This window comes from Brevibacillus sp. MS2.2 (assembly GCF_013284345.1).
Classification (GTDB): domain Bacteria; phylum Bacillota; class Bacilli; order Brevibacillales; family Brevibacillaceae; genus Brevibacillus; species Brevibacillus brevis_C.
This window is the reverse complement of sequence record NZ_JABSUZ010000011.1, coordinates 130,226-154,846: the sequence shown is the minus strand read 5'-3', so window position 1 is coordinate 154,846 and position 24,621 is coordinate 130,226. Positions and strand designations below refer to the sequence as shown.

The window sequence follows — 24,621 nt, the reverse complement described above, 5'->3', positions numbered from 1 at the left end:
TATTCTCATTTCGAACAGTTCGCTGTGCACCTATAAAATCCCTGCAAATTTGACAGCAAAAAACCACTTGCTTCACTCAAGTGGCTTTTCCTATCATCTGATCTTTTTTCACACGTTAAAAATCAATGAGTCCTAAACTGATTTGCAAGGATTCATTAACCCGATCCATCATCTCGTCATCGAGATGCGTTATTTTATCAGTTAGACGTTGTTTGTCAATGGTTCGTATTTGTTCCAACAGAATAACGGAGTCACGATCAAATCCATAAGTTTTTGCGTCAATTTCCACATGCGTAGGCAGCTTCGCCTTTTGAATCTGCGCCGTAATGGCTGCGACGATGACCGTCGGACTAAATCGATTTCCAATGTCGTTTTGAATGACTAAAACAGGCCGTACGCCTCCTTGCTCAGAGCCAACGACCGGGGACAGGTCCGCGAAAAACACATCGCCACGTTTGACAATCACCAGTCACACCCCGCTAACTAAGCGGACAAGAGTATGGTCAGCCTCTTCTTCAGCGCCAAAAGCCTCCGATGCCATATTCAGATTGATCTTCGCCATCTCCATGTACCCTTTTTGCATGGTCTCACGGATTGTGCGTTTTTTTCGCTCTTTCAAATACAAATGCATCGCTTGACGAATAAACTCGCTGCGATTGGATTTTTCCTTTTGAATAACGCCATCCACTTCCTGAAGCAAGTGTTGTGGCAAGCTGATCATGATGCGTTTCGTGTTTGACTTCGACAAGACAAATCCACCTCCAACCATGACCGTAACTTCCATCCGCTATGCTGGTTCTAGAAAGAACAGCCAATATGAACAATACCATTATGTCGAATCCATTGCAAAAATATACCTACTGTCGCTTTTTCGGTGAGAAAACGTGAGTGTAAACAATCTAAAGGTGCAGGTGAAGACTTCGTTTACCCAAAAAAGCCAGCTTTTTCGCTTAACTAGTATTCGTGTTCCACGGGAAAATTCCTGCTGATTTTCCTTGCTAGTTATTTACATTTTCACGGGACGAGTACTTCATCGTCAATGGGTGAAATACGTCAATTACTTTCTGGTCGCGCAAATAGAGGCGCGGAATTCGGTAATTCAGCATACAAGGAACCTCGTAATTGATTGTTCCCAGCAATTCGGCAATTTCATCCAAGGAGATTTCCTCGTCACCCTGCTTACCATACAAGACGACCTCATCATTGACCGCTGCTTCTGTCGAATTCAGGCTGACCATGATTTGATCCATACAAACTCTGCCTGCAATCGGGTAGCGCGATCCATTGTACAAAACCTCGCCACGATTGGACAAAAGGCGAGAATAGCCATCTGCGTATCCGATCGGCAGCGTTGCAATCCACTCGTCAGGCCTTGCTGCATACGTAGCACCATAGCTGACCGTGAATGGCTCATCTGCCTTCTTTACGTGGGCAATTCTCGTCTTGAGCGCCAGGGCGGGGGTAAGAATGACATCCGCACGTTCTTTCATGTACACAGAAGGATACAATCCGTATAAACCTATGCCTAAACGAATCGTATCATACCCCCAATCGGGAAATGCGATAGCCGCAGCCGTATTGCAGCAATGAACGGTCGGCAAAGTTTTATTTGCTTCACGCAGTGCTTGCAAAAAGGATTGAAACAAGTCGTGTTGTCGTCGCACATGGGTTGTATCTGGTTCATCCGCGCAGGCAAAATGCGTAAAAATGCCTGTCCACTTAAGCTTAGAGCATTCTTCAAGGGCACCTACAACGGCAAGTAAATCTTCCTTTGTCCGAACGCCCAAACGTCCCATGCCCGTATCGGTCTTCACATGAATCCCGACAGTCTTGTGATCGTTTTTCTGAAGAATGTCGTTCGCTTCCGTGATCCATTGGACGCTGTAAGCAGTTAACTCCACTTCCAGCTCGCTTGCAGTGACAATGGATTCGACAGGTGTGTATCCCAACACCAAAATCGGCGCTGTGATCCCTGCCCTCCGCAAAATAAGCGCTTCATCGAGCAATGCGACTGCAAGTGAATCTGCACCGCTCGCCAACGCTTCTTTTCCGACATGGACAGCGCCATGACCATACCCGTCTGCTTTCACAACAGCCATAATACCCGTTTTTTCTGGCAAATGGCGTTTGAATGTCTCGAGGTTTGCCCGGATGGCATCCAAATCAACCTCTACCCAAGTGTCACGACAAAACGATTTCATTCCTATCTCCTCTTGTTCCCTTTTTTATAGTAAAACAAGCGCTCATTTAAATGACTGAGAAATTGCCTGGAAACCATCAGTGATTCCTTTTTGCCGCCTACACGATAAAAATGACGGCCTTCATAAATTTGCTCGACTTCAGACAACGGGTAGCTCTTTTCCTGCCCTGACATGGATATAATCAGGTGGGTCTTGGTTAGCTTGTACACCGGACGCAATACCGATTTGTACATAAACGGAGACAATCCAACAACAGCAATGGCAATGGCGAAAACAAGCACCTTGAATCTCGTGTCATTGGTCGGGAAAAATTGAGCGAGTATCATCATCCCCAGCACAAACATGACAGTCTCGTTAATGCGCATTTTCCAGCTTTTTCGCAGGAGCATGTCTTTGTAGGTCGATGCTTCCTGGTACAAAACTTCGTTAGACGGTTTCTTCATGTAAAGCATGCCACCTCATTCAATAAGTTACTCTGAATGTATCGTGTTTTCCCGCTGTGTGTCAATTCGCGGATTGTCCTTTCACCTCATTCGCACGTTGGTTTTTATGTACAAATCGCCCCTCATCGACCAATCCCGAGAAAATAGAAAAGCAGATGGGATTAGCTCCCACCTGCTGACTTTTCTACATGGTTTCCTCCTGGTCTTTTTCCTCTTTTTCATGTCTAGGGAAAACGACTTTTTCAAAGCTGCCATCCACCATCTTTTGCACCATCGCTGTCAATTCCTCGCTGCGCTTGTCTGCTTGCTCCTGTGTGAGCTTGCCTGCCGCTACTGCTTCTTTTAGCTTGGCTTCGTGCTGACCTACCAAGAGCTCGATGACGTCATTCGCTTCTACGCCTTGCTCCTTGGCAATAGTCGCCAACGATTTTCCTGCTTTTTGCTCTTCCTTCAGCTTGTCTGCATCCAGCTTGAGGAGGGACAGCAGTTCTTCATTTTTCTCAATGCCCATCCCTTTACCTGGTCCACGTCCGTGATGCGTGTTTTGCACCATTTCTTTTACCCGCTCACTGGCGTGCTCATTCATTTTGTTGGCTTGTTCCTGTGTCAGCTTCCCGGCGGTTACCGCCTCTTTCAGCTTGGCTTCCTGTTGTTTCACCAGCAACGCCACCAGATCATCCACGGATACACCTTGGGCTTCTGCGATTGCAGCCAGCGATTTGCCCGCTTTCAGCTCTTCCTGGAGCTTGTCGGCGTCCAGCTTGAGGAGGGACAGCAGTTCTTCGTTTTTCTCGAAGCCACCGATGAAGCCTCCTTTTCCGAAGCCTTTATCCGGTTTCGTGTTTTCTACCTGTTTTTTTACGCGATCGCTCAGGTTTTCAGACAGCTTATCTGCCTGCTCCTGTGTCAGCTTGCCTGCTGTTACTGCTTCCTTCAGTTTGGCTTCTTGCTGCTCAACCAGAAGTGCGACGACATCTGCTGTATCAACTCCTTGGGCTTGTGCAATCGTTGCAAGTGTTTTCCCTGCAGCAAGCTCTTCTTTCAGCTTGTCAGCGTCCAGCTTCAACAGCGAGAGCAGCTCTGTATTTTCTTTGAAGCCCACTCCACCATGGTGACCCATCTTGCCTGTTTTGAATTTTACTTCTGCCGGTTTATTCAATGAAGTTGGCTTTGCTGAATCGGCTGCCATTGCTCCGCCTATGCTACCCAGACTCAGAACCACTGCCATCGTTCCCATCAGCATTCCCATTTTCGTTTTGCTAAACATATACACTCAACCCTTTCGTCTTTGCTCGTGTAGTGTGCTTGCTCTTTGTTACAAGACCAAGTGTACCTGGGTATTTTTAGATTCCCGTTTGAGAAAAAAGGAAAACTTGAGGGAAAATCGTAGAAAACTATGTCAACATAGTGGAGGAAAAGAAAAAGCACAGTTCTCTTCGACTCTGACACGCCATCAGGGGGATTCACTGGCCGTCTCCACTCCAAAAAGGGGCCCGTCGATCCAAAGCCACCCTACGGGCGGAAGTTTCTCAGGGAAGAAGTGTTCGACAAGCGTGGTCCCCTTTTTGGAGTTCCGACTGGGTAGGCGTTGTCAAGGTCTGCGAGCCCTGTGCATCATCCTTTGAGTATCAACTGGGGGAATTTTTCTTAGTTAGTAGAACAAAGCCACATAGGAAGAAGTACATTTCCAGTCCAAGCGCCTCTGGAGCCCGACCCAGTTCCGAAATAAATGACGGGGGTTTTCAGCTTCAACCTCTGCGAATCCTTCATCGAGCTGACTACTTTTGAAGCGCTCCCGTCATTTATTTCGGAACGGACAGTCCAACCAACAGCGGGGCGTAGGCCGAAGCGTAGACTGGAAATGCGCTTCTTCCCCTCCACCGTAGCTACTTTCCCGGAAGGCAGCAAAAGAGGACGGCATTCACCGTCCCCTCTCCCACGCTTTTATTTCGCGCTGAGACCATATGTCGACTGTGCGACATTCACCATTTCCTCCTCTGGAAGATCCCCTGCGATTGTATATTCGATGCCGTCGAGCTCCCACGTCAGCAGTCGCTGATTTTCACCTGTCTGCGCAAGCACACCAACCGTAAAGCCGAGGTTCACAGGCATACCTTGCTCATACGACACAGATGCTGCTGTCGGGCGTCCTTCGATTACCTTGTAGTTGTAGGCCCCTTTGTAGGTCAAGATGACTTTTCTCTCCCCATCACGGGTAACTGGCTCTATATCTCCTTGCGTAACCCCTTCTGGCATATACGTAGGGACGATGACACCGAATTGGCTGTTCGGCTGTTTCACGACCTGTCCATTTGCTTGCGCCATTGTTGGGATCGTTGTCAACGAGCTTGTTGTCATATTGCGCTCTTTGTCAAAGGCATCTTTGTCAAACATAGGGTTGAACGAAAAATCAGTGAAATCAATTCGTACGAGCGGATTCATGCTAGCATCCATAATTTCGGCGTGCGTCGGTTTGAAATCTTCTGTCAGCCAAATTTTTTGCTTGGTCAATGAACGATTGCCGCTGTAGTTCGCTTTCACTTCGAATACATACTGTTTTTCTTCCATCTTCATTTGGCGCTCAGTGTCGTCGATAATGCTCTTGGCCAGCGTTTCGTATAGATACAACGGTCCGTTGTTCTCAGGCCAGCCACTTTGGAAGCGGAAGCTCTTGTTCAGATGCGGGGTCAGTACAAAGACTCCTTCATTGTTTCGCAAGATGATTTGTGTAATGCCACGCTGCTTCGAGGTGAGAGCTACCCGATAGTTGGTTGGCTTTTCATACCAGACCTGAACATCGTACTCCATGGGGGTAGAGCCTGTCTGCATGGTCAAAACAGCCTGAGACTTGTACCCAGTCATTTTTCCCAGCGTACCGTTCAGGTCGCTCACCACATCTTCCGGTGTTTTTTGACCGAAACAACCGCCGAGGAACAGGGTGAAAACCAACAATAACACCAGTGGTAAAGCTACCCGTTTCATTCAATGAACTCCTCCTTGTCAATATTTTCGACAAAGAAGGGCATCCCTGTCTATTTCCTGGGAAATCTGTCAGTCTCTCGCCCATGCAGCGCACATCGTGTCAATGGTTGCGAATGGATACGAAGTTGGCGATATATCGCTTGGATCGGCTACAGACTTAGCCTTCCTGTGTAAGAGCAGGTAGTCCCTCCTGATCTACGCGATATAAATGTATGTCCATCCTCGTCCCAATATGCAGACAAGTTTCTCGAGGTTGCTCAAAACATCTATCGTTCTTCTACAATGACTTGCGCAATCGCATGCGTCTGGCTATGCGAAATACTCACATGAATATGAACGCGAGCAGGGTCCAGATCGAGTTTGCTGTACACCTCGTGCTTTATGGTCATGATTGGCTTGCCCGAATCATTCGGGAGAATTTCCATATCCAAAAAGCTGAGTACAGCACCAATGCCTGTGCCAAGAGCCTTTGCACCTGCTTCCTTGGCAGCAAATCTGCCTGCAACCATTTCCGCCTGTCTCGTCTCTGGCTTTCCATTCAGGAGCTGTTGTTCCTCTGTGGTCAAAAAGTGTTTGATCGCACGCTCTTGTCTTTTTATCAAAGTAGCAATGCGCTCTATTTCCACAATGTCTATGCCTGTTCCAATGATCATGTGAAATTGCCTCCTAGTGGGCTGATTTACGAATCACAGTATCATCCACTTCCAGGCTTTTGCAAGTGCAGTGTGAGGATAGAAACCACATTCCATGCATAGACTTTACGTAAAAATAAGAAAACCCCCGCAAATTGCGAGGGCTTTTGTCCGCTGGCTCTCCTACTCAGTAGCTTGGCCAGAAGATTGTTGTGCAGCCGATTGTTGGTTTTGACGACGAACTTCCGCAACATTTGTCTCACTTGCGAACTCAGTCGCAGCGCCTTGGGAAGCAGCGCGTTGTGCGGATTGTTGGTTCTGACGACGAACCTCTGCTGCGTTTGTTTCACTTGCGAATTCAGTCGCAGTGTTTGCTGCTTGGCTAGCTTGGTTCGCTTGGCCCATACCTCTGTTTTGTTTAGGCATCGTTACATTCACCTCCTCGACGTCACTGAATATAATTTGTACAGCCCCCTATGTGCGTATCCATCCTCATTTTTCCAAACCATGCTGTTGTTTACTTGCTTTGTCAGGACCGATCATTCATATTGGAAAGAGCAAGGCATTTACTCTGCTTTTGAAAGGGGCAATACTGTATGGCTCACAAGGTTATTATCTATACGCAAGTCACTTGCGGTCCTTGTCAGGAAGAAAAAATGTGGCTGACTTCAAACAACATTGCTTTCGAAGACAGAGACATTCGTCAAAACGAGGCTTATTTTCAGGAAGCCATTCAATTAGGCGCCAGCATGACACCTGTAACCTACATTGAAAAGGAAAACGGCGAGCAAATTGTCATCCATGGATTTGACAAGGAAGAACTAAAAAAAGCGTTGGATCTCAATTGATCCAACGCTTTTTACGACTGATCAGCCAAATGAAGGTTCACTTGCAACTGATTTTTGTTTGACGATTGGCGACATATCCGGCAAGTTAGACAAAATTTGCTTAACCTCAGGACCGCATTCTGTATTAACGGAGTAATATACCCACGGTCCCTTCCGACGCTCTTTGACCAAACCATGAGTTTTTAGCTTAGCCAAGTGCTGGGAAACAGAAGGCTGGGAAGTTTGCAAAATTTCCACGAGATCACGGACACATAAGGACTGTACTTGCAGGAGAGCCATGATCGTCAAGCGCGTCTTGTCACCAAGTAGCTTATAAGTCTCTGACAAAAACAGAACCTGCATCAAATCCATTTCCATAAGGATACCCACCTTTGCCTTACATATCTGTTTATCAGTATACTATATGGCTTATATGATGGGGAAGATAGAACGCAAAAGTTATGTGAACCCAGCTTATACATCTTGCTTTTTCATCGCCTCAACGATCTTGTCTGCAGTGCGTGCAGCCAGCGCCATGACTGTATTTGTCGGGTTGCTGCCACTCGAGGTAACGAACGTAGAAGCACCCGCTATGAAAAGATTGGGTATGTCATGTGACTGCCCAAATTCATTCACAACGGAGGTTTCCCTGTCATTCCCCATTCGGCATCCCCCCATAAGATGAGCGGTATCAGATACCACATGTTCCGGCTGTCCCCCCATCGCTTGTACAATCCGGTTCATTTGTCCAATAGCATGCTTGTACAGTTGTTTGTCGTTCTCCTGATAGCTGAACGTTACCGTAGGGATTGGCATACCATATTCATCTTTTTCCCCAGAGAGCGTCACTCTGTTATCAGGATGAGGCAGTACTTCCCCGACCAAGGTGATCCGCGCATACATATTGTAATCCAGCATGGTCTCTCGAAGCTGTTTTCCCCATAAATACGAGCCATCTTCCCTCTCGGCAGCAATAGCAGCCGCCATCCCGACCGGACGTGACCCGTGTGCACTCAACGTATATCCACGGGCAAATCCTCGTTCCCGGTCCGTCTCGTAAAAATGCTGGGTCAAGGCAAGGACAGGTGTTCCTTTATACAATCGCACTTCCTCCGGTAGTCGTCCGTATACATCATGACTGGAGTGGGGCATAATTGCTTTTCCTACCCATCCACTCGAATTCGCCAGCCCATGTGGAAACTGAGCATTCGCCGAACTGAGCAGCAATCTGGGAGTCTCCACCACAAACCCGGCCAAAATGACCACACGAGCCATTTGCCTGTGTGTCAAACCATTATGGTTGAACAACACACCACTGACCCGGTCGCCAGCCATCAAAATTTCCGTCACCATGCAGTCGGACAGCACCTCTGCCCCCTCCGCTATCGCCTTGGGGATATGATGAATCAACCCGCTGTACTTCGCATTCGGCATGCACCCTTGATTGCAAAAGCCACGATTGATACAGGGGGGACGTCCATCAAAAGGACCCGATAAAATCGCCAGAGGGGCAACCACACTCTCGATCCCCAGCTTCTCGCATCCTTCCCGGAACAGTTGGGCATTGGCACTGATTGGCTCTCGAACAGGGTACGGATATGGGCCTTGAAAGGAACCCCACGGAAAATGATTCGGACCGGAAACCGCAATCTCCCGTTCAATCTTGTCGTAGTACGGGGCAAGATCCTGATACGTAATTGGCCAGTCTTCCCCTACGCCGTCTACGGTTTTTGTCTTGAAATCACTTTCGTGGAAACGCAGGAATACCCCCGTAAAATGTACGGTGCCTCCCCCAATTCCCCGTCCTGAGTTGTTATGTCCCAAACGCAGCGGGTCATTGCCTGCTACCAGCCTCGTTTCCTGCCAGGCCAATCTCCGCATCGACAGCTCATCACTGGCAAAATCGTGTTGCGGGTCCCAAAACGGTCCTGCTTCCAAGACGACTACACGCAACCCGGCCTTTGCCAGCTCATAAGCCAGCACGCCCCCTGCCGCTCCAGCACCGACAATGCATACATCTGCGTCATCGGCGTATTTTCTTTGATCCACAGGAGTGGGGCGATGAGTAATCGTACGATGGTCATGACTCGTCATTTGCTTTCGCCTCCCATGGGTCCGTCAATCCTTTTTCCACCCGGACATAGCCGCGCGGATAAGCGGGACCTCCGTAGCCGATATCCGACCAAACCAACGGATGTGAGTAGTACGCACTGACTGTGTCATGCAGCAGCCGCTTGAAAAAATCTACGGGAGCGAGGTCTGTCCACGCCTCCTGGTTTTGAATGCCCCCATTCGCGACGTGTTGAAGAACGGCTTCCTGCTGGTCAAGCTTCAACGCAACAAAATCAGTTCCATAAGCCGCATGACTCTCCGCATCAATCCCTTTCAAGCCCGAGCGGTAGAGCTCTTTTTTTGGTGGAACTCCGACCTTTCGTTGCGACTCGCCGATATTACTAGCCGTCGTATTATCCAGATGCTCCACCACAAAGGTCAGCACCTCTAAACGGTGATCATTGACCAATACTCCTACGACTGTCTGCAAGAGCAAGGATTCAGGCTTCGTAAAAAATTGATTGGCAATCGCGGGCATTTTTCTTGCCCCTACTACTTTCCTGGTGTGAGCATCCCACTCTGTATGCTGATCCCAAACATCATAGGATGGGTAACGTTTAGGCTTCTCCATGTCCTCTCACCCCTTCGAAAACGATTTTTACCAAAACAGCGCAAGAAGCCCTAATGCTGACATTGCCGTGATCAGTAAAGGAAGAATCACAGGAGGACCGACGAGAAAATTTTGACCTTGTGAATAACCTCCCACACGCTGCCCAACCCCGACCGTATGTAAATAGGCTCCGTACAAACCACCAGCCATGCCAACCACCATCATCAAGGCAAACACCCAACGCAGCCACCCCGCATTCACAAACGATAAAACAATAGCAGTAACCGCAAATACAGGAAGCTCAAGCACAGGAATCCACATCGCCCAATGTCGGAAGTTTTGTCTAGAGTGAAAAAGTGTGACCTGAACCGCAATCAGGGCAAACGCCAATCCAGTAAAAAGAATGAGTACGCGTTCGATCGGCCAGCCATGCCACATGGAAACATCCTCCTTTTTACGTACATTGCGCCTATTTTTTCCTATCTTGTCCTGTCCTATTCTGCCTGTTCCACTGTGAAGCCGCATGATTAAAGAAAAAGCCTGCTGACTATTAGCCAGCAGGCTTTCCATTCATTCCCTATGAAAAATAGACCAACGTCAGATACAAACCGAGCAAGGTGAACGTCAATGTCGGTACGGTCAAAACAACACCCGTCCGAAAATACTGCCCCCACGTAATCGTCACGTCTTTGCGTCCCAAGACATGTAGCCAGAGCAAGGTCGCAAGTGATCCGATCGGCGTCATTTTCGGTCCCAGATCGCTCCCGATCACATTCGCGTAAATCATCGCTTCCCGCAAAACTCCGTCTGCCTGTGTCCCGGCAATCGCCAGCGCGTTGAACATCACTGTCGGAAGGTTGTTCATGACAGAGGAAAGAACAGCAGCCAAAAAGCCTGTTCCCAAGGTCGTTGCCAATAAACCATGTGCCATGAACCAATCCAGGGTGTCCTTGACCAAGTCAGTCAATCTCGCGTTGTGCAGTCCCCACACCACGACATACATGCCAATCGAAAAAACAACGACTACCCACGGCGCTTCTTTCATAATCCGCCGCATGGCGATCGCTTCACTTTTTCTTGCAGCCAGGCAAAAAATGATAGCTGCCCCTGCAATGATGATTGAAACAGGCGTATGGATGGACTCGCTAACAAAAAAGCCAATCAACAAAACCGCAAGAATTGGCCACGCCAGACGAAACATTCTATGGTCGCGAATCGCTTCACTCGGATTTTTCAGATGGGAAAGGTCAACCCGCGCCGGAATGCTTTTGCGAAAATACAGGTACAAAACCAGCAGACTTCCACCAATCGAAAACAAAGTCGGAATGATCATTTTGGCTGCATACGCAGCAAAGCCAATATCAAAATAGTCAGCGGAAACAATATTCACTAGATTACTAATCACAAAGGGCAAAGAACTCGTATCTGCAATAAACCCGCTCGCCATGACAAATGCCAAAACCGTTTTTGCATCCAGCTTTAATGCCCGCACCTGTGCCAACACAATCGGTGTCAAAATCAGGGCCGCCCCATCATTCGTAAACAAGGCAGATACGAGTGAACCAAGCAGGATGACATAAACGAACATAAGCCGCCCATTCCCTTTGGCAAAACGAGCCATATGGAGCGCAGCCCATTCAAAAAAACCGATTTCGTCCAATACGAGCGAGATAATAATAATCCCGATTAATGCTAGCGTCGCATTCCAAACAATAGAGGTTACCTCTGCGACATCACCGAACGTGACTACCCCGATCGCCAAGGCCAACAGTGCTCCACCGACAGCCGGATAACCAATTGACAGCCCCCGCGGTTGCCAGATAACCAAAGTCAACGTGATCAGAAAAAGGATGAATGAAATCCAAACCACTGCAAGTATCTCCTTTCCAAAAACCAAAAAGAACGGAACTCGAAAAGTCCGTTCTCCTACCATACTACAAATTGAAATGATCCGAAACGTCCGGTAATAGAATTCTTTAAAGTAAGATATGGCCACCTTCTACATGAAGGACAGTTCCGGTTACAAAACTATTTTGGAGCAGGTATAGTACGCTTTGTGCAACATCTTTTGCTTGTCCAACTCGCTTTACAGGGAGCTTGTCTGCCAACGTTGCATAGAAATTTTCGCGCACGTCTTCAGGCATTTTACTGCGTGATGGTGTATCAATAATGCCAGGTGAAACGATATTCACTCGGATTGGTGCCAGTTCCAAGGCGAGGGTTTGCCCCAGATTCGAAATGGCCGCATTGACTGCGCCAAGGGCAGACGAACCATTCATCGCTTTGTAGGCGACGACCCCGGAGAATAAGGTGATGGAACCGTTTGTTGAAATCTTCGGCGCTCCGTACCTCGCCGCATAGTATTGACCCCAAAATTTGTTATCGAACAACTTACGCGCCTGGGCTGTATCCGTTTGAAGGAATGAACCGCCAGATGTTTCCGCCGCACTGACGACCAGATGATCAAACGTGCCTACTTTTTCAAAAAAGGCCTCAACTTGCTGCTCATCAGTGGTATCTAGCGTATACACCGAGACTTTGGAGCCCAGACTCTCTTTTGCCTTCTGCAATTTTTCTTCGGAGCGGCTCGCAATGATTACTTCTGCTCCTAGCACTACTGCCTGTTTGGCTGTCTCTAAACCAATTCCAGAGCTTCCGCCGATGATTACTATCTTTTGATTGTCCAACATGATAGGATCTCTCCCCTTTCCTTTGAGATTTTCATTTAGAAACACAATACCTGTTTGAGATGCGCCTCGAGTTCGGATACAAATCGATCGATCAGCGGATTTTTAATGACATCATAGCAAGCAAAGCTCTTTACAGGTTGCATGCCTAAAAATTCCTGTACGCGGTGCAAATGGCTGATTGCATCTTCCAGGCTCTCCCCTTTAAAAAATTGGGTCGGATCGTTAAATGCTTTTTCTGGAGCATTCCAAGTTGTCGAGAACATATATTTTTTGTCGGTTAATAAGCCGCCTCTCCCGTATTGATTAGCACCCTTGAAAAACAAGCCGTACGCATATACTTCATCCATGTATGTTTTCAATAACCCAGGGACACTGAACCAGTAGATGGGAGTTTGATAAATGATCATATCTGCCCAGAGAAATTTCTGGTGCTCTTCTTCGATTTTGTATCCATTTAGAATAATGGTAGTTCGTACATGGTTCTCTTTTTCGAGCAGACTCACCATATGATCCATCAACGTTTGGTTCAGTTTCCCCTCTGATGAGCCATATTTTTGATGACCATTGATGATAAGAATTTTTTTCATTTTTTACATCTCCTTTACGTTAAGACAATTCAATTTTCCGCTACGACGCCAATTTGTTGCATAAAGGTTAAATTGTCTTCCAGGTGCCAGTCTTCAACAAGCTTCCCATCCTTGATGCGTAAAACATCGATCGCCATAAATTGAATGGGCTTCCCGGACAGTGGTTTTCCCATAAACTCGCCTTTGCTCGTACCCGTAAAGGAAAGACGAGCTGTCACCTTGTCCCCCACTACCAGTAAATCCTCTATTTTGCATTGCAAGTCGGGGACTGCTTTACGAAAGTTGCGAGAAGCGAATAACAAGCCATCGGGGCCTTGAGGTCTTCCTTTCGGCAACGTGTTATCTATGAAGCTTGGAGAAACGGTTTGTGCAAGGAGATCCTCATTCCCAGTGTTCCAGAAGCCGTAGAAACGTTGTGCGGCCTGTACCATTTCGGTAGCCTCCGTTGCGTTTAATGAGGAGTCAATCGTCATTGAAACGGGTTGAGGAAGATCCTTCAATAGTTGCATGTCTGTCTTGGAGGACAACCGAGTAGTTTGATTATCATAAGCAGATGTTTTCGAATCAGTAGCGCATGCTGTTGTGAACAGCATCGTCCCGAAGATGACAGCAATACCAGCTATCGAACTCATTTTTTTGGTGCGTGGAATCATGTTGTTCTAATCAACTCCTTATTTAGAGTGGAGGTATCGGTTTACATTGCTATTGTAAGGACACTAACTTCCTTTATGGAAGTAGTGATATTTAATTCACATAGTTTCCGTAAAGATACTATTGCGCTATAATAGCCAAAAACCCTACTAATTTTTTTGGAGGATATTCCGATGAACGTTCTTGAGCCAATCGAACTGAACAAAGGAACCCCTGGCCAACCTTGCCCCATTGCCAAAACGCTTGACGTAATCGGGACCAAATGGACCTTTTTAATCATTCGAGACCTGCTTATCGAAGGAACGCTGCGATTCAGCGACTTGTTGAAATCCATGGATGGAATCAGTCCGAAAACACTGTCGCTCAGACTGAAGGAATTGGAGGAGCACGGCATATTGGAAAGGAAGGTGTTTCCGGAAGTCCCTCCGCGCGTGGAATATACGTTAACGGAGAAAGGGAAACGATTGGAAGGTATTTTCATTGAGTTAAAGAGATTTGGGTTACAATTATAAACGTTGGAAAATCAAAAAGAGCGGACCTCAAAAAGTCCGCTCTCTTGCCATCTTGCCTATTGAATTATCCGAAACGTCCAGTAATGTAATCCTCTGTTCTTTTGTCACGCGGATTTTGGAAGATCGTCGGGGTATTGTCAAACTCGACTAGCTCTCCATTCAAGAAAAACGCAGTCTTATCGGAAATACGAGCTGCCTGCTGCATGTTGTGCGTCACGATCACAATCGTATAACGGTTCTTCAGCTCTTCTAACAGCTCTTCGATTTTGGCTGTAGAAATCGGGTCTAAGGCTGAGGTTGGCTCATCCATCAAAATGATCTGTGGCTGAACAGCGAGTGCCCGAGCGATACAGAGGCGTTGTTGCTGTCCACCGGAAAGCCCTGTTGCTGGCTTTTTCAATACATCCTTCACTTCATCCCAAAGTGCTGCTGCCTTGAGGCTTGTCTCTACCAACTCGTCCAGCTTGTTACGATCGTTCATGCCATGAAGTTTCGGCCCGTACGTGATGTTGTCATAGATGCTCTTCGGAAATGGATTCGGATGCTGAAACACCATACCGATATTTTTGCGAAGTCGCTCAACTTCTACGCGAGAGCTATAAATATCCTCCTCGAACACTTTTACCGTTCCTGTAATTTTGGTGTTCGGTACAGAGTCGTTCATTCGATTCAACGTCCGTAAAAATGTAGACTTACCGCAGCCTGACGGACCGATTAAGGCTGTAATGGAGTCAGACTCTACATCCAGATTTATATTATAGAGGGCTTGCTTATTACCGTAGAAGAGATTCAACTCTCTCACCGAAATAACGCTCATACGGTCTTCGCTCCTTCGTGGTTGTTACGTCCTTTTACTTCCCCACTATAGCGCATCAATGTTAGGTTTCCGTGTGATGTTTATTAAGTTTCGATAAAGATTTTGTCTTAGGACTTTTTACATAGGTCATCCTACATTAAGTTATGGTAAATGTTTCTGGTAAACCATATACGCTCCCCTGGACTAACCCTACAATGAAGCTGAACGTTTTGACAAATAAGGGGAGAACAATCGATGGCGGGCATAAAAAAGATATGGGGTCACTCGTCGTTTCATTATCGTTCAATCTTCACCAGGCTGTTTGCAGGCATTATGGGAATGGTTGTCTGTATGATGGCCATTGCTGCATTCTTCATCAGCTATCAATCACAAGCCACACTAAATGAAAAAACAAAGCAGCAATTACATGACGCATCCGGTGCCGCTTTACAGAACGTACATAGCAGGGTCTACGACATCGTGACCGCCTTGCAATCATTTGCTTCTACTTATAAAAACAGCACGGTTACCAACAGCCAAATATTTGGCATCTTTACGGATATGACTATCAACAATCCTACTATTTCAGAATTACAGATCGTCACCACAGACGGGCGGTATTTGACCTTTCCCGGATCACCGCTCGACAGCTCATATGATCCGCGAAAAACAGACTGGTATGAAGGGGCTTTGAATCAAACGCAGCATGGTGCTTTTGTCTCGGATGTCTTTCAGTTTTCCGAGACGGAGTTTCCGAAGATTGCCGTCTCCCTCCCCTTGCGCAACGAAGAGGAGGAGCCTGTCGGGGTAGTGGTGGCTTTTGTCTCTGTCCCGAAGCTGAGCGAGTCCATCGGTCAGATTAAACTCGGGGAAACCGGGTATGCCATGATCGTGGATCATCAAGGAAAGCTGGTCGCTCATCCCGATCAATCCTATGCGTTGCAGCGTCCCCTTCTCACTGAGCTTCCGGTCGTACAAAATGTCATCGCCGGTCAATCTGGCTACGAACCGAGCAAGATCAATGGAATAGATTCTTTTGCTGCCTATCAATTCGAGCCATCGTTGAAATGGGGCGTAATCGTCGTTCAGTCTGTATCGGAGGTAAAACAAGAGGTCCGTCGCCTGCAGCTAACCATTTTGGCCGTCTCATTGGTCGGACTCGTGGCACTTGCATTGATGCTGTACGTGTACGTACGCAGAATTATCAATCCGATCAAGGAAGCTCAGCAAAAAATGACATCCTTTAGCGAGGGTGATCTCCTACAAACGATGCAGGTACAGAGCAATGATGAAATACGCCAGCTAGCTGACAGCTTCAATCGAATGAGTGAACAAATCCGGACGATCATCGGTAAAATTCAATATGTCATCTCAGACGTCAAGCAAGTTGCCGATCATGTAGGAAAAGGCTCCCGCCATTCGCACGCGATGCAGACCGAGGTCGTCTCCGTAACTGAACGACTCGCTCAAGAAATGGATAATCAGCAGGAGCAGATTGAAGAAATAAATCTCACGATGAACGAAATCACCCAAGAAATGTCCCGTATCACGAGCTCGATGGAAGAGGCGATCTTGCAAAGCCAAGAATCGCGTGAACAGAACGCCATGGCCGCAGCCTCCATGAATACGTTAAAGCAAAATATGCACAGCATCTCGGAAGACATGAAAGCCTCCATTCAAGCCATGTCTTCCATGCGAGAAAGTATGGGAGATATCAACGAAATGCTCGGTTTGATATCTGCTATCTCAAAACGAACCAAGCTCTTGTCCTTCAATGCCCGTATTGAAGCTTCAAGAGCGGGGCAAGCAGGAATCGGTTTCAGTGTCGTCGCGGATGAAATCCGCTTGCTGTCTGATCAGACCGAAGAGGCATCGGCCCGTATTCAACAGGTAATCGCATCCGGGGAAGAGAGAATGGAACACGTAGCAGCCTGCTTGGAAACGACTGATCATGCCACTGTAAACGGTATTCAAACCTTGCATCAAGCAGCTTCTATTTTTAACAATACCGTACAGCTCAGCGAAGCTCTTACAACACAATTTGAGACCATCAGAGCACTCACAGGGACGATTTCTGCGCAAAGCCAAGTCATTTCACAGCGGGTCGATAACCTGTCTGCTTCTGCACAACAAGTCGTATCAGGCACACAGCAAGCCGTAGCAGCCAATCAAGAGAGCCTCTCCTTATCAGAGCAATTTCTCGATGACTCCCTGCGCCTGACAGAAATCGTAGAGGATCTGGAGCAAACCATCCAATTTTTTCGAGCGGGAGAAACAACCCATTCTTTGAAAAATTCATGATATCATAAAGTGAATGTGAACTTTTATCAAGGTCTTTGTTCATAGCGACTATCTGCGTTACTTGTTTGTGGCGATATTTTTTGTTGGCTTGATAGTCGGTTATGTTCGATATGTGATGAAGGTCAAAAGCGAGAACATGCAGCATCAAAGCAAATGGTACAAATATGGATTTATACTTGCTTTTGCCCTCATCTATATGGCTATCAAATATGGCGTAAAAGCTGTGGTAGGCTATGAGGCTTCCAGCGAAGACTACGGCACTGTCATCGCGTTCTTTTTCCTGGGTCTGTTTATTGCCTACTATGGTCTTTATTTACGATATTTGCGGAAAGCCTGAAACCAATAAAACAAGAAGCCCTCCTGCAAGCTGATTTGCTTGGGAGGGCTTCTTGTGCTTTTCTATTGTCTTACCCAAAACGTCCGCTAATGTACGCTTCCGTTTTTTCGTTTTCAGGTGATGTGAAGATTTTCCCTGTCTCATCCATTTCGATCAGCTCACCCATCAGGAAGAAGGCTGTTTTCTCAGAAATTCGCGCTGCCTGATGAAGGTTATGGGTAACGATCACGATCGTATACTCATCCTTTAGCTGCATGACCAGCTCTTCGATTTTCATGGTAGAGATCGGATCGAGAGCGGAAGCTGGTTCGTCCAACAGCAAAATGGTTGGCTGCATCGCGATTGCACGCGCGATACATAGCCGTTGCTGCTGTCCACCGGAAAGGGAGAGAGCAGAGTCGCGAAGACGATCTTTTACCTCATCCCAAAGCGCTGCTTTTCGCAGGCTCGACTCAACCAATTCATCCAAATCACGTTTATTGGTCATCCCGTGGAAACGCGGTGCAAATGCGATGTTTTCATAGATCGATTTGAAAAATGGATTCGCTCGCTGGAACACCATTCCTACCACTTGGCGCAGACTCTCGATGTTTACTTGCGAGCTGTTAATGTCGATACCATCTACAATAATGGAACCCTCTACACGACAAGAAGGAACCAGATCATTCATCCGGTTCAAGCTCCGTAGAAGCGTCGATTTCCCGCATCCGGACGGGCCGATAAAGGCCGTCACGGAGTTGCGTTCAATATCCATCGATATATTTTTTACGGCGTGCTTCTCTCCGTAGTATACATTCACGTTATTCGTCTGAATGATCGTTTCTTGCATGGTCAGTACGGACATGGCTGCCACCTACCTCTTCTTAGTTTGATCCTGACGTCATCTTTTTGTAAACCCAATTCCCGAACCAACGAGCGGAAAGGTTAAAGAGCAAGACGGCAATAATCAGAACAGCAGCCGCGCCATCTGCGACATCACGCGCATCCGGTGTCAGCCCCTCGCTGTTTACCTTCCAAATATGCACAGCCAATGTCTCGGCAGGACGGAACGGGTTCAACGGTGAGGTCGTACTATTCAATGAGAAGTCGGTGAAATCCAGATTCGGTGAAGACATCCCCGCTGTAAACAGCAAGGCAGCCGCTTCTCCAAATACACGGCCAGACGCCAAAATGGCACCTGTAATGATACCTGGGAGTGCTGCTGGAAGGATGACAGACACGATGGTACGCCATTTGGTAATACCAAGCGCGAGACTCGCTTCCTTTTGACTGCGTGGTACGTTGCGCAGTGCATCCTCTGTTACACGAACCAAGAGCGGCAGGTTAAATACCGTCAGCGCAAGTGCTCCACCAAACAGGGTATAGCCCCATCCAGTCATATTTACGAACACGAGCAATCCAAACAAACCAACTACAATAGACGGAAGGGAAGACAATACTTCTATACTCATGCGGATAAACTGTGTAATCTTGTTATCCGGCGCATATTCAGCCATATAAATGCCTGCTCCGATCCCGAGCGGCAACGCGATCAACATGGTCAGGACCAGCAAGTACAACGAGTTGAAAAGCTGTGGTCCAATCCCGCCACCCGCATTGACGATATCCGGTGGAGAGGTCAAAAAGTCGAGATTCAGCTTATGCCAGCCTTGTGAGAGAATGAAACCCAATAGTCCCACCAAGGTACCGATAATCAGTACGGCAATCAGTGTCAAAACAACAGTAGCAGCGCGGTCCATCAGTCTCGCTTTCATCTATTTTGCCAACCTCTTTCTGCCCAACAGGCGCAAAATCACGATAAAGATGAAAGACATCGCCAAGAGCAGCAAAGCCATTGACCATAGAGCATTGTTATACGGAGTTCCTTGAATCGTATTCCCCATGTTCAATGTAATACCGCTAGTAAGCGTACTGATTGGTTCGAACAAACCGCCTGGCAGCTTCGTTGTGTTACCGATAACCATTTGCACAGCCAAAGCTTCTCCAAAAGCGCGAGACATTCCCAAAACAATGGCCGTCAAACAGCCAGGAAGCGCGGAATGCAACACGACATTCCAAATAGTTTGCCAGCGAGTAGCACCCAGCGCGAGCGAAGCGTTGCGCAAATCTTGCGGAACAGCCTCGATAGCATCTGCTGCCACACTCGTAATCGTAGGCAAAATCATCAGGGCAAGAACAAGTCCCCCTGCCAATAAGCTGAAACCAAGAACATCAAATTGTTCGCGAATAAATGGAACAAGCAAAGTTAGTCCAACATAACCGTAAACGACCGATGGGATACCAACCAACAGCTCGATTACCGGCTTCAATACTTTTTTCCCGAAGCCCGGAAAGATCTCTGTCATAAAAATAGCGGCGCCGATTCCAAGTGGCGCGGCAATTAAAGCAGCCAGTGCCGTTACGAAAAACGAACCAAGAATAAAAGGCAGGACACCATACGCGGATGGTTCACCTTCTGGGTCCCATTTGTCATGGGTTAAAAATTCTTTGAAGCTTACTCCATCGACGAAGAACGTCGACAGCCCTTTTGAAGCAATAAAATAGGTGATCGATAAAACAACAATAACGAGCAAACCCGCACAAATCATCGCGATGGTTTTGCCTGTAATATTCTCTGTCTTTTGACGCTTGTTCGTTGTCAGCATTTTTTGCGCAATCATCGATTGACGCTCTGTATTTACCCCTTCAGTACGATGGCTCATGTTCTCCCTCCTGGAAAGAAAACGACTGTACGCAAGCAAAATGAGGGGAAGGCCCCCCTACCCCTCTATTTTGCTGTTGACGATAACGCTTATTTTTGTGTTACTTTGCCCTCTGCATCACGTTCCACTTTCATATCTGTGATTGGCAGGAAGCCCAATTCTGTTACAGTTTTCTTTTGTACTTCGTCAGTCAGGATGAAGTCGAGGAACGCTTTTGCATCGCCAGTTGCTTCACCTTTGGTGTACATATGCTCGTACGCCCATACTGGATATTTGTTCGTTGTAATGTTTTCTGCGTTTGCTTCCACGCCATCCAATTTCAGAGCTTTTACCGAGTCATTGAAGTAGGACAGTGCCAAGTAACCAATTGCACCTGGTGTTTCAGCAATGATTTTGCGAACAGTACCGGAGGAATCCTCTGTGATACCTTCTGCTTCTTCTTTGCCATCCAACGCGAATTTGCTGAATGTCGCGCGAGTTCCGGAAGATTTCGGACGGTTAACCAACGTGATCTTCATGTCTTCGCCGCCAACTTCTTTCCAGTTGGTGATTTTACCAGTGAAGATGTCGATCAATTGTTGCTTGGTCAAGTTGTCTACTTTTACTTGTGGGCTTACTGCTGCTGCCATACCGACAACCGCTACTTTATGGTCTACCAGTTCGTTTGCTGGAATGCCTTTTTTCTCTTCTGCAAAAATGTCGGAGTTACCGATCGTTGCTGCACCGCTTGCTACTTGGCTCAAGCCTGTACCGCTTCCTCCGCCTTGTACTTGAATTTGTGCGCCTGCATTTTTTGCCATAAAGTCTTTGGCCGCTTGCTCGACCAGAGGCTGTAAAGCGGTAGAACCTACTGCTGTTACAGGTTCACCGGAAGTTTTTGTTGTCGAACCAGAGTTGCTTTGCTCCTGGGCTGGTTGTTGCGCTGGTGCTGGTGTCTGTGCAGTATTGCCGCTTCCGCACCCCGCGAGTAATGCCCCTACACATGTCAGCGCAATAAACATTTTGCTGAGTTTTTTCATTTGATGAAAATCCTCCTTAAAAGGTTCGGTTTGTTTTTTCTCTCTTACAAGTACAAACTATACAGCGGGAATGTTGTCGTATTATGTTGTGAATGTAAAGCTTTCTTAAAGATGGAGAAATTCCTGTTGTAAAACCGAAAACATGGGAATAATGTCCCTATTCTTTTCTGGGGGTGTCCATGTGGAACGGCTGGCCTTGCTTTTTGTGATCATTGGTGCCCTGAACTGGGGATTAATCGGGTTATTTCAGTTTGATTTAGTCGCAAGCTTGTTTGGTGGAGCGGAGTCTATCGTAAGTCGAATCGTGTATACGTTGGTAGGCTTGTTTGGGGTATATGCCATCAAGTTTCTTTTCACGGATCGGGAAGAAACACCTACAACATAAAAAACTTTGTCCGGCTGTTGGGGAGAGGAGGAAACAGGAGAAAACGCTCAGATTCTTGTCCCACCCGCTGAGGGATTCACTGCCCGTCTCCATGCAAAAAGCGAAACCGCGTCCAAAGTAGTTCTTTCAGGATGTTTTTCAGAGGTGGACGCTTAAGAACGTGTTTCGCTTTTTGCATTCCGTCTCGGTCGGTGTACCAAAGATCTTCGCTTATTTCTCCTGTTTCCTCTACGAGCTTACAGTATTCACCTTGGTTTAATATCCTTAAATGAATGAAGAATGTAATCAGTCACGACAGAGAAGAATATTTCCAGACGTAGCGACTTGTGGAGTCCTACCAAGCGGAGAAGCGATTAGCGGGCAAAAGAAACGCAACGTGCCCGAGCGACGAAGCGGCTACCACTTTTGCGTTTCCCCGCTAATCGCTTCGGAGCGGGCAGTCTCAGCCCTCAGCAGGACGGAGCCTGGAGCCTAGACTGGAAATATTCTTCTCCCCACGGCAGCTACTATACGAGAAAAAAAGCGGCACATCCCGATTAACAGGGTGTGCCGCTTTTATGGTGATGATTAATTGTCTCGTTTCAGTGGCTCGGTGAGATCTACGTGCCCCATCAGCGTTTCTACTTTCTTTCCATCCTCCAAGAAGACAATCTCCTTTACTTCCGAGAACTGAAAGAATGTATTCTTCAACGCATCCAAAGCCATCGTCTCGCCACTTGAACCCATATTGAACTGATTCTTGCTATCTGCATCAATCGTCAGAGTGCCTTTATCGATTGTAATGGAGTGGTACTTGAAGTCTTTCCACAGTGGAATGTGCACGTCTGGCTTTACAGGCGTCTCCAGCAGGGCAAGTGTCTTTTTGTACTTCTCGATATCTTCTGCAAACGTGATCTCTTGCTCTTCTTTTTGCAGCTCCATCAAATTATTATCCGAATAGTAAACGGTGACCATTTGCTTTTTCAGAGTCGGCTCTGTTGTCGATGGATCAGTGTTTGAACCAGATGGCTGTTCTACTGGTGTGGTTGGCTGTGGTGTTTCTGTCGCGTTTTGCCCACATCCGGCCAAAAGCAGCATCACTAACGCTGCCATCCAGATCACTCGACTTTTTTTCATCGTGAAAAGCCCCCTTACTGATAAGACTCGTAGTATTCACGAATAGCCGCAACAATGGCTTTCGCGATTTTATCTTGGAATGCCGGATTCGTCAGTTGTGCATTCTCCTGTGGATTGGAGAGGAAGCCAGTTTCGGTCAACACAGCAGGCATTTTCGTGTTTTTGATCACATAAAAGCCGCTCTGTTTGACGCCTCGATCCGGGAACTGCGTTGCCCCACGCAAATGTTTATGTACCACTTGGGCAAAGTCTTTGCTGTTTTCATTATAATAGAAAGTTTCTGTTCCTGCAGCCGTCGGTTTCGGGAATGCGTTGGCATGCATAGACAAGAACAAGTCGGCTTCTAACTCATTGGCAAAAGCGACACGCTCTGACAGTTCATAAAACACATCTGTCGTGCGTACGGGAACGACTTGAAACTCTGGGTACTGCTTCAGCAAAGCCACAATCTTATTGGAGACAGCCAAGTTGTAATCTTTTTCATTGTTGCCAGCGGAGCCCTTCGTGCCTGGGTCTTTCCCTCCATGACCGGCATCAACGACGATCAGGTAGCCTGTTTTCTTCGGTTTTGGCGTCAATTTTACTTCGAGACCATCTTTCGTGTAAGCCAGCTCATACGTGCTCTTTTGGTTCAGCTCAATGACGACGCGAACCGTGTCAGGAGATGCACTGTATTGGCTGTAACGCAGGTCAGCGATGAGAGGTTCTTCTTTTGCTTGTTCTGCCTGATTCAGTTCGTCAGAATCTGAATCTGTGCCTTGGTCTTCATCATTAGCGGAGGACGTTTCCTCAGATTCGCCTACGCTATCGTTTTTCTCGTCTTGACGCTTTAGATCTTCGACTAAATCATCATCCAATGCTGTTTGTGGGAGATCCAAGACAATCCGGTGAGGACCTGTCATCACAAAGGACTGAGGAATGACAGGTATAGTCGTTTCAATACGAACACGGTCGCCGTCCTCAGATACATCTTTCAAAATATTGAGGCGATCGATCTCAACCTGATTATTTTTCTTGTCCCATGCAAATGACCCTCCAAGCTCCTCCTCCAATTGACGTAATGGGAGGACCAACTGATCATCAATCGTCATCCCGCGCTCAGGTCGTTTCCACGCAAAGCCTTTTTGTCCCACTTGCTCTGCCACAGTCTGTGCGGACGCGTACAGCGTGTCCTCCACTTGATACAGCTTGATCGGCTGGGTTGGTGCCTTGCCATTCAGCTTTACCTGTGGTGTTTCGTTCGCAATGACAGTTCGTGTGCTGTTGTCCCACCCGACTGTAACACCAAGTGACTCCCCGACAAAACGCAGTGGCAGCAGCATACGCTTTTGTGAAATAACAGGTGGCGTATCGAGCTTCACTTGTTTGCCGTTCAACACTGCTGTACGGGAGTCAAGTGTAAGGGAGAGCTGCTGTGTGCCTTTGGTAATGACAGCTGTTCGAGTAGCCTCATTCCAATCCACTTTTGCACCTAGTCCTTCGGCGATAACACGGACGGGAACCAACGTGCGTCCATTCTTGATGGCTGGCGGTACTTCAGCATTCACTGCTTGTCCACCAATCATGAGATTGACAGCTTCCTCTGAGGCACTGCTTGCTGCAACCGCCCAACCGGGGATTAGCAGCAGGACCAGCAGCGCAAAAAGCAGAGGGTAAAATCGTCTCTTCATCCTGACCTCCTCCGTGATGTCTGTTTTCTTCGTTATGTGGCGTCAGCCAATGTGCAACGTTCACCATTCTATTAGACGCTAGATGATCTGTAAAGTTTATAGTCTTTT

The 24,621-nt window shown here is 47.3% G+C and carries 28 protein-coding genes; 5 read left to right on the top strand and 23 right to left on the bottom strand.

Annotation, left to right across the window (positions count from 1 at the left end):
• Positions 1-115 precede the first annotated feature (115 nt).
• From HP568_RS13005 to HP568_RS12970, 8 genes are all read right to left on the bottom strand, one after another.
• The gene (locus HP568_RS13005; RefSeq protein ID WP_005830205.1) at positions 116-466 is read right to left on the bottom strand and encodes a type II toxin-antitoxin system PemK/MazF family toxin; all 351 of its coding nucleotides are present in this window, start codon (positions 464-466) and stop codon (positions 116-118) included.
• 3 nt (positions 467-469) lie between these two features.
• Positions 470-769, bottom strand: coding sequence for a CopG family ribbon-helix-helix protein (locus HP568_RS13000; RefSeq protein WP_007721089.1), 300 nt, complete (start codon positions 767-769; stop codon positions 470-472).
• A 229-nt stretch (positions 770-998) separates the two neighbouring features.
• Complete coding sequence (alr, locus tag HP568_RS12995; RefSeq protein ID WP_048036225.1) at positions 999-2,201, bottom strand: alanine racemase; 1,203 nt, start codon at positions 2,199-2,201, stop codon at positions 999-1,001.
• A 2-nt stretch (positions 2,202-2,203) separates the two neighbouring features.
• On the bottom strand, positions 2,204-2,644 hold the full coding sequence (locus HP568_RS12990) for a hypothetical protein (protein ID WP_048036224.1): 441 nt from the start codon (positions 2,642-2,644) through the stop codon (positions 2,204-2,206).
• A gap of 184 nt (positions 2,645-2,828) precedes the next feature.
• Entirely contained in the window at positions 2,829-3,911 is a 1,083-nt protein-coding gene (locus tag HP568_RS12985) for a hypothetical protein (RefSeq protein ID WP_173629280.1), read from the bottom strand.
• Between the two features lie 677 nt (positions 3,912-4,588).
• Positions 4,589-5,626, bottom strand: coding sequence for an outer membrane lipoprotein-sorting protein (locus HP568_RS12980; RefSeq protein WP_048036222.1), 1,038 nt, complete (start codon positions 5,624-5,626; stop codon positions 4,589-4,591).
• Positions 5,627-5,892: 266 nt separating this feature from the next.
• A complete protein-coding gene (gene acpS, locus HP568_RS12975; RefSeq protein WP_173629279.1) occupies positions 5,893-6,279 on the bottom strand; it encodes a holo-ACP synthase in 387 nt (128 codons plus the stop codon).
• 162 nt (positions 6,280-6,441) lie between these two features.
• Positions 6,442-6,684, bottom strand: coding sequence for a gamma-type small acid-soluble spore protein (locus HP568_RS12970; RefSeq protein ID WP_048036220.1), 243 nt, complete (start codon positions 6,682-6,684; stop codon positions 6,442-6,444).
• A 170-nt stretch (positions 6,685-6,854) separates the two neighbouring features.
• Between HP568_RS12970 and HP568_RS12965 the strand changes: the two genes are divergently transcribed.
• Positions 6,855-7,106 (top strand): glutaredoxin family protein, encoded by a 252-nt coding sequence (locus HP568_RS12965; RefSeq protein ID WP_007721101.1) that lies wholly within the window; start codon positions 6,855-6,857, stop codon positions 7,104-7,106.
• Between the two features lie 21 nt (positions 7,107-7,127).
• Here HP568_RS12965 and HP568_RS12960 read toward each other — a convergent pair whose 3' ends face one another.
• From HP568_RS12960 to HP568_RS12925, 8 genes are all read right to left on the bottom strand, one after another.
• Positions 7,128-7,463, bottom strand: a complete 336-nt coding sequence (locus HP568_RS12960) for an ArsR/SmtB family transcription factor (protein WP_048036218.1) — start codon at positions 7,461-7,463, stop codon at positions 7,128-7,130.
• 96 nt (positions 7,464-7,559) lie between these two features.
• Complete coding sequence (locus HP568_RS12955) at positions 7,560-9,179, bottom strand: GMC family oxidoreductase (protein WP_173629278.1); 1,620 nt, start codon at positions 9,177-9,179, stop codon at positions 7,560-7,562.
• Complete coding sequence (locus HP568_RS12950) at positions 9,166-9,768, bottom strand: gluconate 2-dehydrogenase subunit 3 family protein (protein ID WP_048036216.1); 603 nt, start codon at positions 9,766-9,768, stop codon at positions 9,166-9,168. Before HP568_RS12950 ends, HP568_RS12955 begins: the two co-directional genes overlap by 14 nt.
• A gap of 27 nt (positions 9,769-9,795) precedes the next feature.
• Positions 9,796-10,185, bottom strand: coding sequence for a hypothetical protein (locus HP568_RS12945; RefSeq protein ID WP_048036215.1), 390 nt, complete (start codon positions 10,183-10,185; stop codon positions 9,796-9,798).
• 139 nt (positions 10,186-10,324) lie between these two features.
• A complete protein-coding gene (locus tag HP568_RS12940; RefSeq protein ID WP_048036214.1) occupies positions 10,325-11,617 on the bottom strand; it encodes an arsenic transporter in 1,293 nt (430 codons plus the stop codon).
• 106 nt (positions 11,618-11,723) lie between these two features.
• Positions 11,724-12,437, bottom strand: a complete 714-nt coding sequence (locus HP568_RS12935; RefSeq protein WP_173629277.1) for an SDR family oxidoreductase — start codon at positions 12,435-12,437, stop codon at positions 11,724-11,726.
• A gap of 35 nt (positions 12,438-12,472) precedes the next feature.
• Positions 12,473-13,024 carry an NAD(P)H-dependent oxidoreductase gene (locus HP568_RS12930; RefSeq protein WP_173629276.1) on the bottom strand — a complete coding sequence of 184 codons (552 nt, stop codon included), beginning with the start codon at positions 13,022-13,024 and terminating at the stop codon, positions 12,473-12,475.
• Positions 13,025-13,053: 29 nt separating this feature from the next.
• The gene (locus HP568_RS12925) at positions 13,054-13,677 is read right to left on the bottom strand and encodes an ester cyclase (protein WP_048036211.1); all 624 of its coding nucleotides are present in this window, start codon (positions 13,675-13,677) and stop codon (positions 13,054-13,056) included.
• 171 nt (positions 13,678-13,848) lie between these two features.
• Here HP568_RS12925 and HP568_RS12920 point away from each other — a divergent pair, with 171 nt between their 5' ends.
• Complete coding sequence (locus HP568_RS12920) at positions 13,849-14,187, top strand: winged helix-turn-helix transcriptional regulator (protein WP_017247281.1); 339 nt, start codon at positions 13,849-13,851, stop codon at positions 14,185-14,187.
• 64 nt (positions 14,188-14,251) lie between these two features.
• Here the strand turns inward: HP568_RS12920 and pstB (HP568_RS12915) are convergent, their stop codons facing one another.
• A complete protein-coding gene (gene pstB, locus HP568_RS12915; protein WP_048036210.1) occupies positions 14,252-15,004 on the bottom strand; it encodes a phosphate ABC transporter ATP-binding protein PstB in 753 nt (250 codons plus the stop codon).
• A gap of 234 nt (positions 15,005-15,238) precedes the next feature.
• Here pstB (HP568_RS12915) and HP568_RS12910 point away from each other — a divergent pair, with 234 nt between their 5' ends.
• Complete coding sequence (locus HP568_RS12910) at positions 15,239-17,284, top strand: methyl-accepting chemotaxis protein (RefSeq protein WP_173629275.1); 2,046 nt, start codon at positions 15,239-15,241, stop codon at positions 17,282-17,284.
• 67 nt (positions 17,285-17,351) lie between these two features.
• Positions 17,352-17,621, top strand: a complete 270-nt coding sequence (locus HP568_RS12905; protein ID WP_173629274.1) for a hypothetical protein — start codon at positions 17,352-17,354, stop codon at positions 17,619-17,621.
• A gap of 70 nt (positions 17,622-17,691) precedes the next feature.
• Here HP568_RS12905 and pstB (HP568_RS12900) read toward each other — a convergent pair whose 3' ends face one another.
• The 4 genes from pstB (HP568_RS12900) to HP568_RS12885 form a co-directional block, all read right to left on the bottom strand.
• Positions 17,692-18,465 (bottom strand): phosphate ABC transporter ATP-binding protein PstB, encoded by a 774-nt coding sequence (gene pstB / locus HP568_RS12900; RefSeq protein WP_048036208.1) that lies wholly within the window; start codon positions 18,463-18,465, stop codon positions 17,692-17,694.
• Positions 18,466-18,484: 19 nt separating this feature from the next.
• The gene (gene pstA, locus HP568_RS12895; RefSeq protein ID WP_017247277.1) at positions 18,485-19,375 is read right to left on the bottom strand and encodes a phosphate ABC transporter permease PstA; all 891 of its coding nucleotides are present in this window, start codon (positions 19,373-19,375) and stop codon (positions 18,485-18,487) included.
• Positions 19,376-20,323: a phosphate ABC transporter permease subunit PstC gene (pstC, locus tag HP568_RS12890; RefSeq protein ID WP_048036207.1), complete on the bottom strand. Its 948-nt coding sequence runs from the start codon at positions 20,321-20,323 to the stop codon at positions 19,376-19,378.
• An 89-nt stretch (positions 20,324-20,412) separates the two neighbouring features.
• Entirely contained in the window at positions 20,413-21,342 is a 930-nt protein-coding gene (locus HP568_RS12885) for a phosphate ABC transporter substrate-binding protein PstS family protein (protein WP_048036206.1), read from the bottom strand.
• Between the two features lie 181 nt (positions 21,343-21,523).
• Between HP568_RS12885 and HP568_RS12880 the strand changes: the two genes are divergently transcribed.
• Positions 21,524-21,727: a DUF378 domain-containing protein gene (locus HP568_RS12880; RefSeq protein ID WP_048036205.1), complete on the top strand. Its 204-nt coding sequence runs from the start codon at positions 21,524-21,526 to the stop codon at positions 21,725-21,727.
• A 567-nt stretch (positions 21,728-22,294) separates the two neighbouring features.
• Here HP568_RS12880 and HP568_RS12875 read toward each other — a convergent pair.
• The gene (locus HP568_RS12875; protein ID WP_048036204.1) at positions 22,295-22,843 is read right to left on the bottom strand and encodes a GerMN domain-containing protein; all 549 of its coding nucleotides are present in this window, start codon (positions 22,841-22,843) and stop codon (positions 22,295-22,297) included.
• Between the two features lie 14 nt (positions 22,844-22,857).
• The gene (locus HP568_RS12870; protein WP_048036203.1) at positions 22,858-24,513 is read right to left on the bottom strand and encodes an N-acetylmuramoyl-L-alanine amidase family protein; all 1,656 of its coding nucleotides are present in this window, start codon (positions 24,511-24,513) and stop codon (positions 22,858-22,860) included.
• Between the last annotated feature and the right edge of the window lie 108 nt (positions 24,514-24,621).

What these genes read in the sequence shown, in the direction of transcription:
- HP568_RS13000 (WP_007721089.1), bottom strand. Translation starts at nt 769, where the DNA reads ATGGTTGGAGGTGGATTTGTCTTGTCGAAGTCAAACACGAAACGCATC.
- alr (WP_048036225.1), bottom strand. Translation starts at nt 2,201, where the DNA reads ATGAAATCGTTTTGTCGTGACACTTGGGTAGAGGTTGATTTGGATGCC.
- HP568_RS12990 (WP_048036224.1), bottom strand. Translation starts at nt 2,644, where the DNA reads ATGAAGAAACCGTCTAACGAAGTTTTGTACCAGGAAGCATCGACCTAC.
- HP568_RS12985 (WP_173629280.1), bottom strand. Translation starts at nt 3,911, where the DNA reads ATGTTTAGCAAAACGAAAATGGGAATGCTGATGGGAACGATGGCAGTG.
- HP568_RS12980 (WP_048036222.1), bottom strand. Translation starts at nt 5,626, where the DNA reads ATGAAACGGGTAGCTTTACCACTGGTGTTATTGTTGGTTTTCACCCTG.
- acpS (WP_173629279.1), bottom strand. Translation starts at nt 6,279, where the DNA reads ATGATCATTGGAACAGGCATAGACATTGTGGAAATAGAGCGCATTGCT.
- HP568_RS12970 (WP_048036220.1), bottom strand. Translation starts at nt 6,684, where the DNA reads ATGCCTAAACAAAACAGAGGTATGGGCCAAGCGAACCAAGCTAGCCAA.
- HP568_RS12965 (WP_007721101.1), top strand. Translation starts at nt 6,855, where the DNA reads ATGGCTCACAAGGTTATTATCTATACGCAAGTCACTTGCGGTCCTTGT.
- HP568_RS12960 (WP_048036218.1), bottom strand. Translation starts at nt 7,463, where the DNA reads ATGGAAATGGATTTGATGCAGGTTCTGTTTTTGTCAGAGACTTATAAG.
- HP568_RS12955 (WP_173629278.1), bottom strand. Translation starts at nt 9,179, where the DNA reads ATGACGAGTCATGACCATCGTACGATTACTCATCGCCCCACTCCTGTG.
- HP568_RS12950 (WP_048036216.1), bottom strand. Translation starts at nt 9,768, where the DNA reads ATGGAGAAGCCTAAACGTTACCCATCCTATGATGTTTGGGATCAGCAT.
- HP568_RS12945 (WP_048036215.1), bottom strand. Translation starts at nt 10,185, where the DNA reads ATGTGGCATGGCTGGCCGATCGAACGCGTACTCATTCTTTTTACTGGA.
- HP568_RS12935 (WP_173629277.1), bottom strand. Translation starts at nt 12,437, where the DNA reads ATGTTGGACAATCAAAAGATAGTAATCATCGGCGGAAGCTCTGGAATT.
- HP568_RS12930 (WP_173629276.1), bottom strand. Translation starts at nt 13,024, where the DNA reads ATGAAAAAAATTCTTATCATCAATGGTCATCAAAAATATGGCTCATCA.
- HP568_RS12925 (WP_048036211.1), bottom strand. Translation starts at nt 13,677, where the DNA reads ATGATTCCACGCACCAAAAAAATGAGTTCGATAGCTGGTATTGCTGTC.
- HP568_RS12920 (WP_017247281.1), top strand. Translation starts at nt 13,849, where the DNA reads ATGAACGTTCTTGAGCCAATCGAACTGAACAAAGGAACCCCTGGCCAA.
- pstB (WP_048036210.1), bottom strand. Translation starts at nt 15,004, where the DNA reads ATGAGCGTTATTTCGGTGAGAGAGTTGAATCTCTTCTACGGTAATAAG.
- HP568_RS12910 (WP_173629275.1), top strand. Translation starts at nt 15,239, where the DNA reads ATGGCGGGCATAAAAAAGATATGGGGTCACTCGTCGTTTCATTATCGT.
- pstB (WP_048036208.1), bottom strand. Translation starts at nt 18,465, where the DNA reads ATGTCCGTACTGACCATGCAAGAAACGATCATTCAGACGAATAACGTG.
- pstA (WP_017247277.1), bottom strand. Translation starts at nt 19,375, where the DNA reads ATGAAAGCGAGACTGATGGACCGCGCTGCTACTGTTGTTTTGACACTG.
- pstC (WP_048036207.1), bottom strand. Translation starts at nt 20,323, where the DNA reads ATGAGCCATCGTACTGAAGGGGTAAATACAGAGCGTCAATCGATGATT.
- HP568_RS12885 (WP_048036206.1), bottom strand. Translation starts at nt 21,342, where the DNA reads ATGAAAAAACTCAGCAAAATGTTTATTGCGCTGACATGTGTAGGGGCA.
- HP568_RS12875 (WP_048036204.1), bottom strand. Translation starts at nt 22,843, where the DNA reads ATGAAAAAAAGTCGAGTGATCTGGATGGCAGCGTTAGTGATGCTGCTT.
- HP568_RS12870 (WP_048036203.1), bottom strand. Translation starts at nt 24,513, where the DNA reads ATGAAGAGACGATTTTACCCTCTGCTTTTTGCGCTGCTGGTCCTGCTG.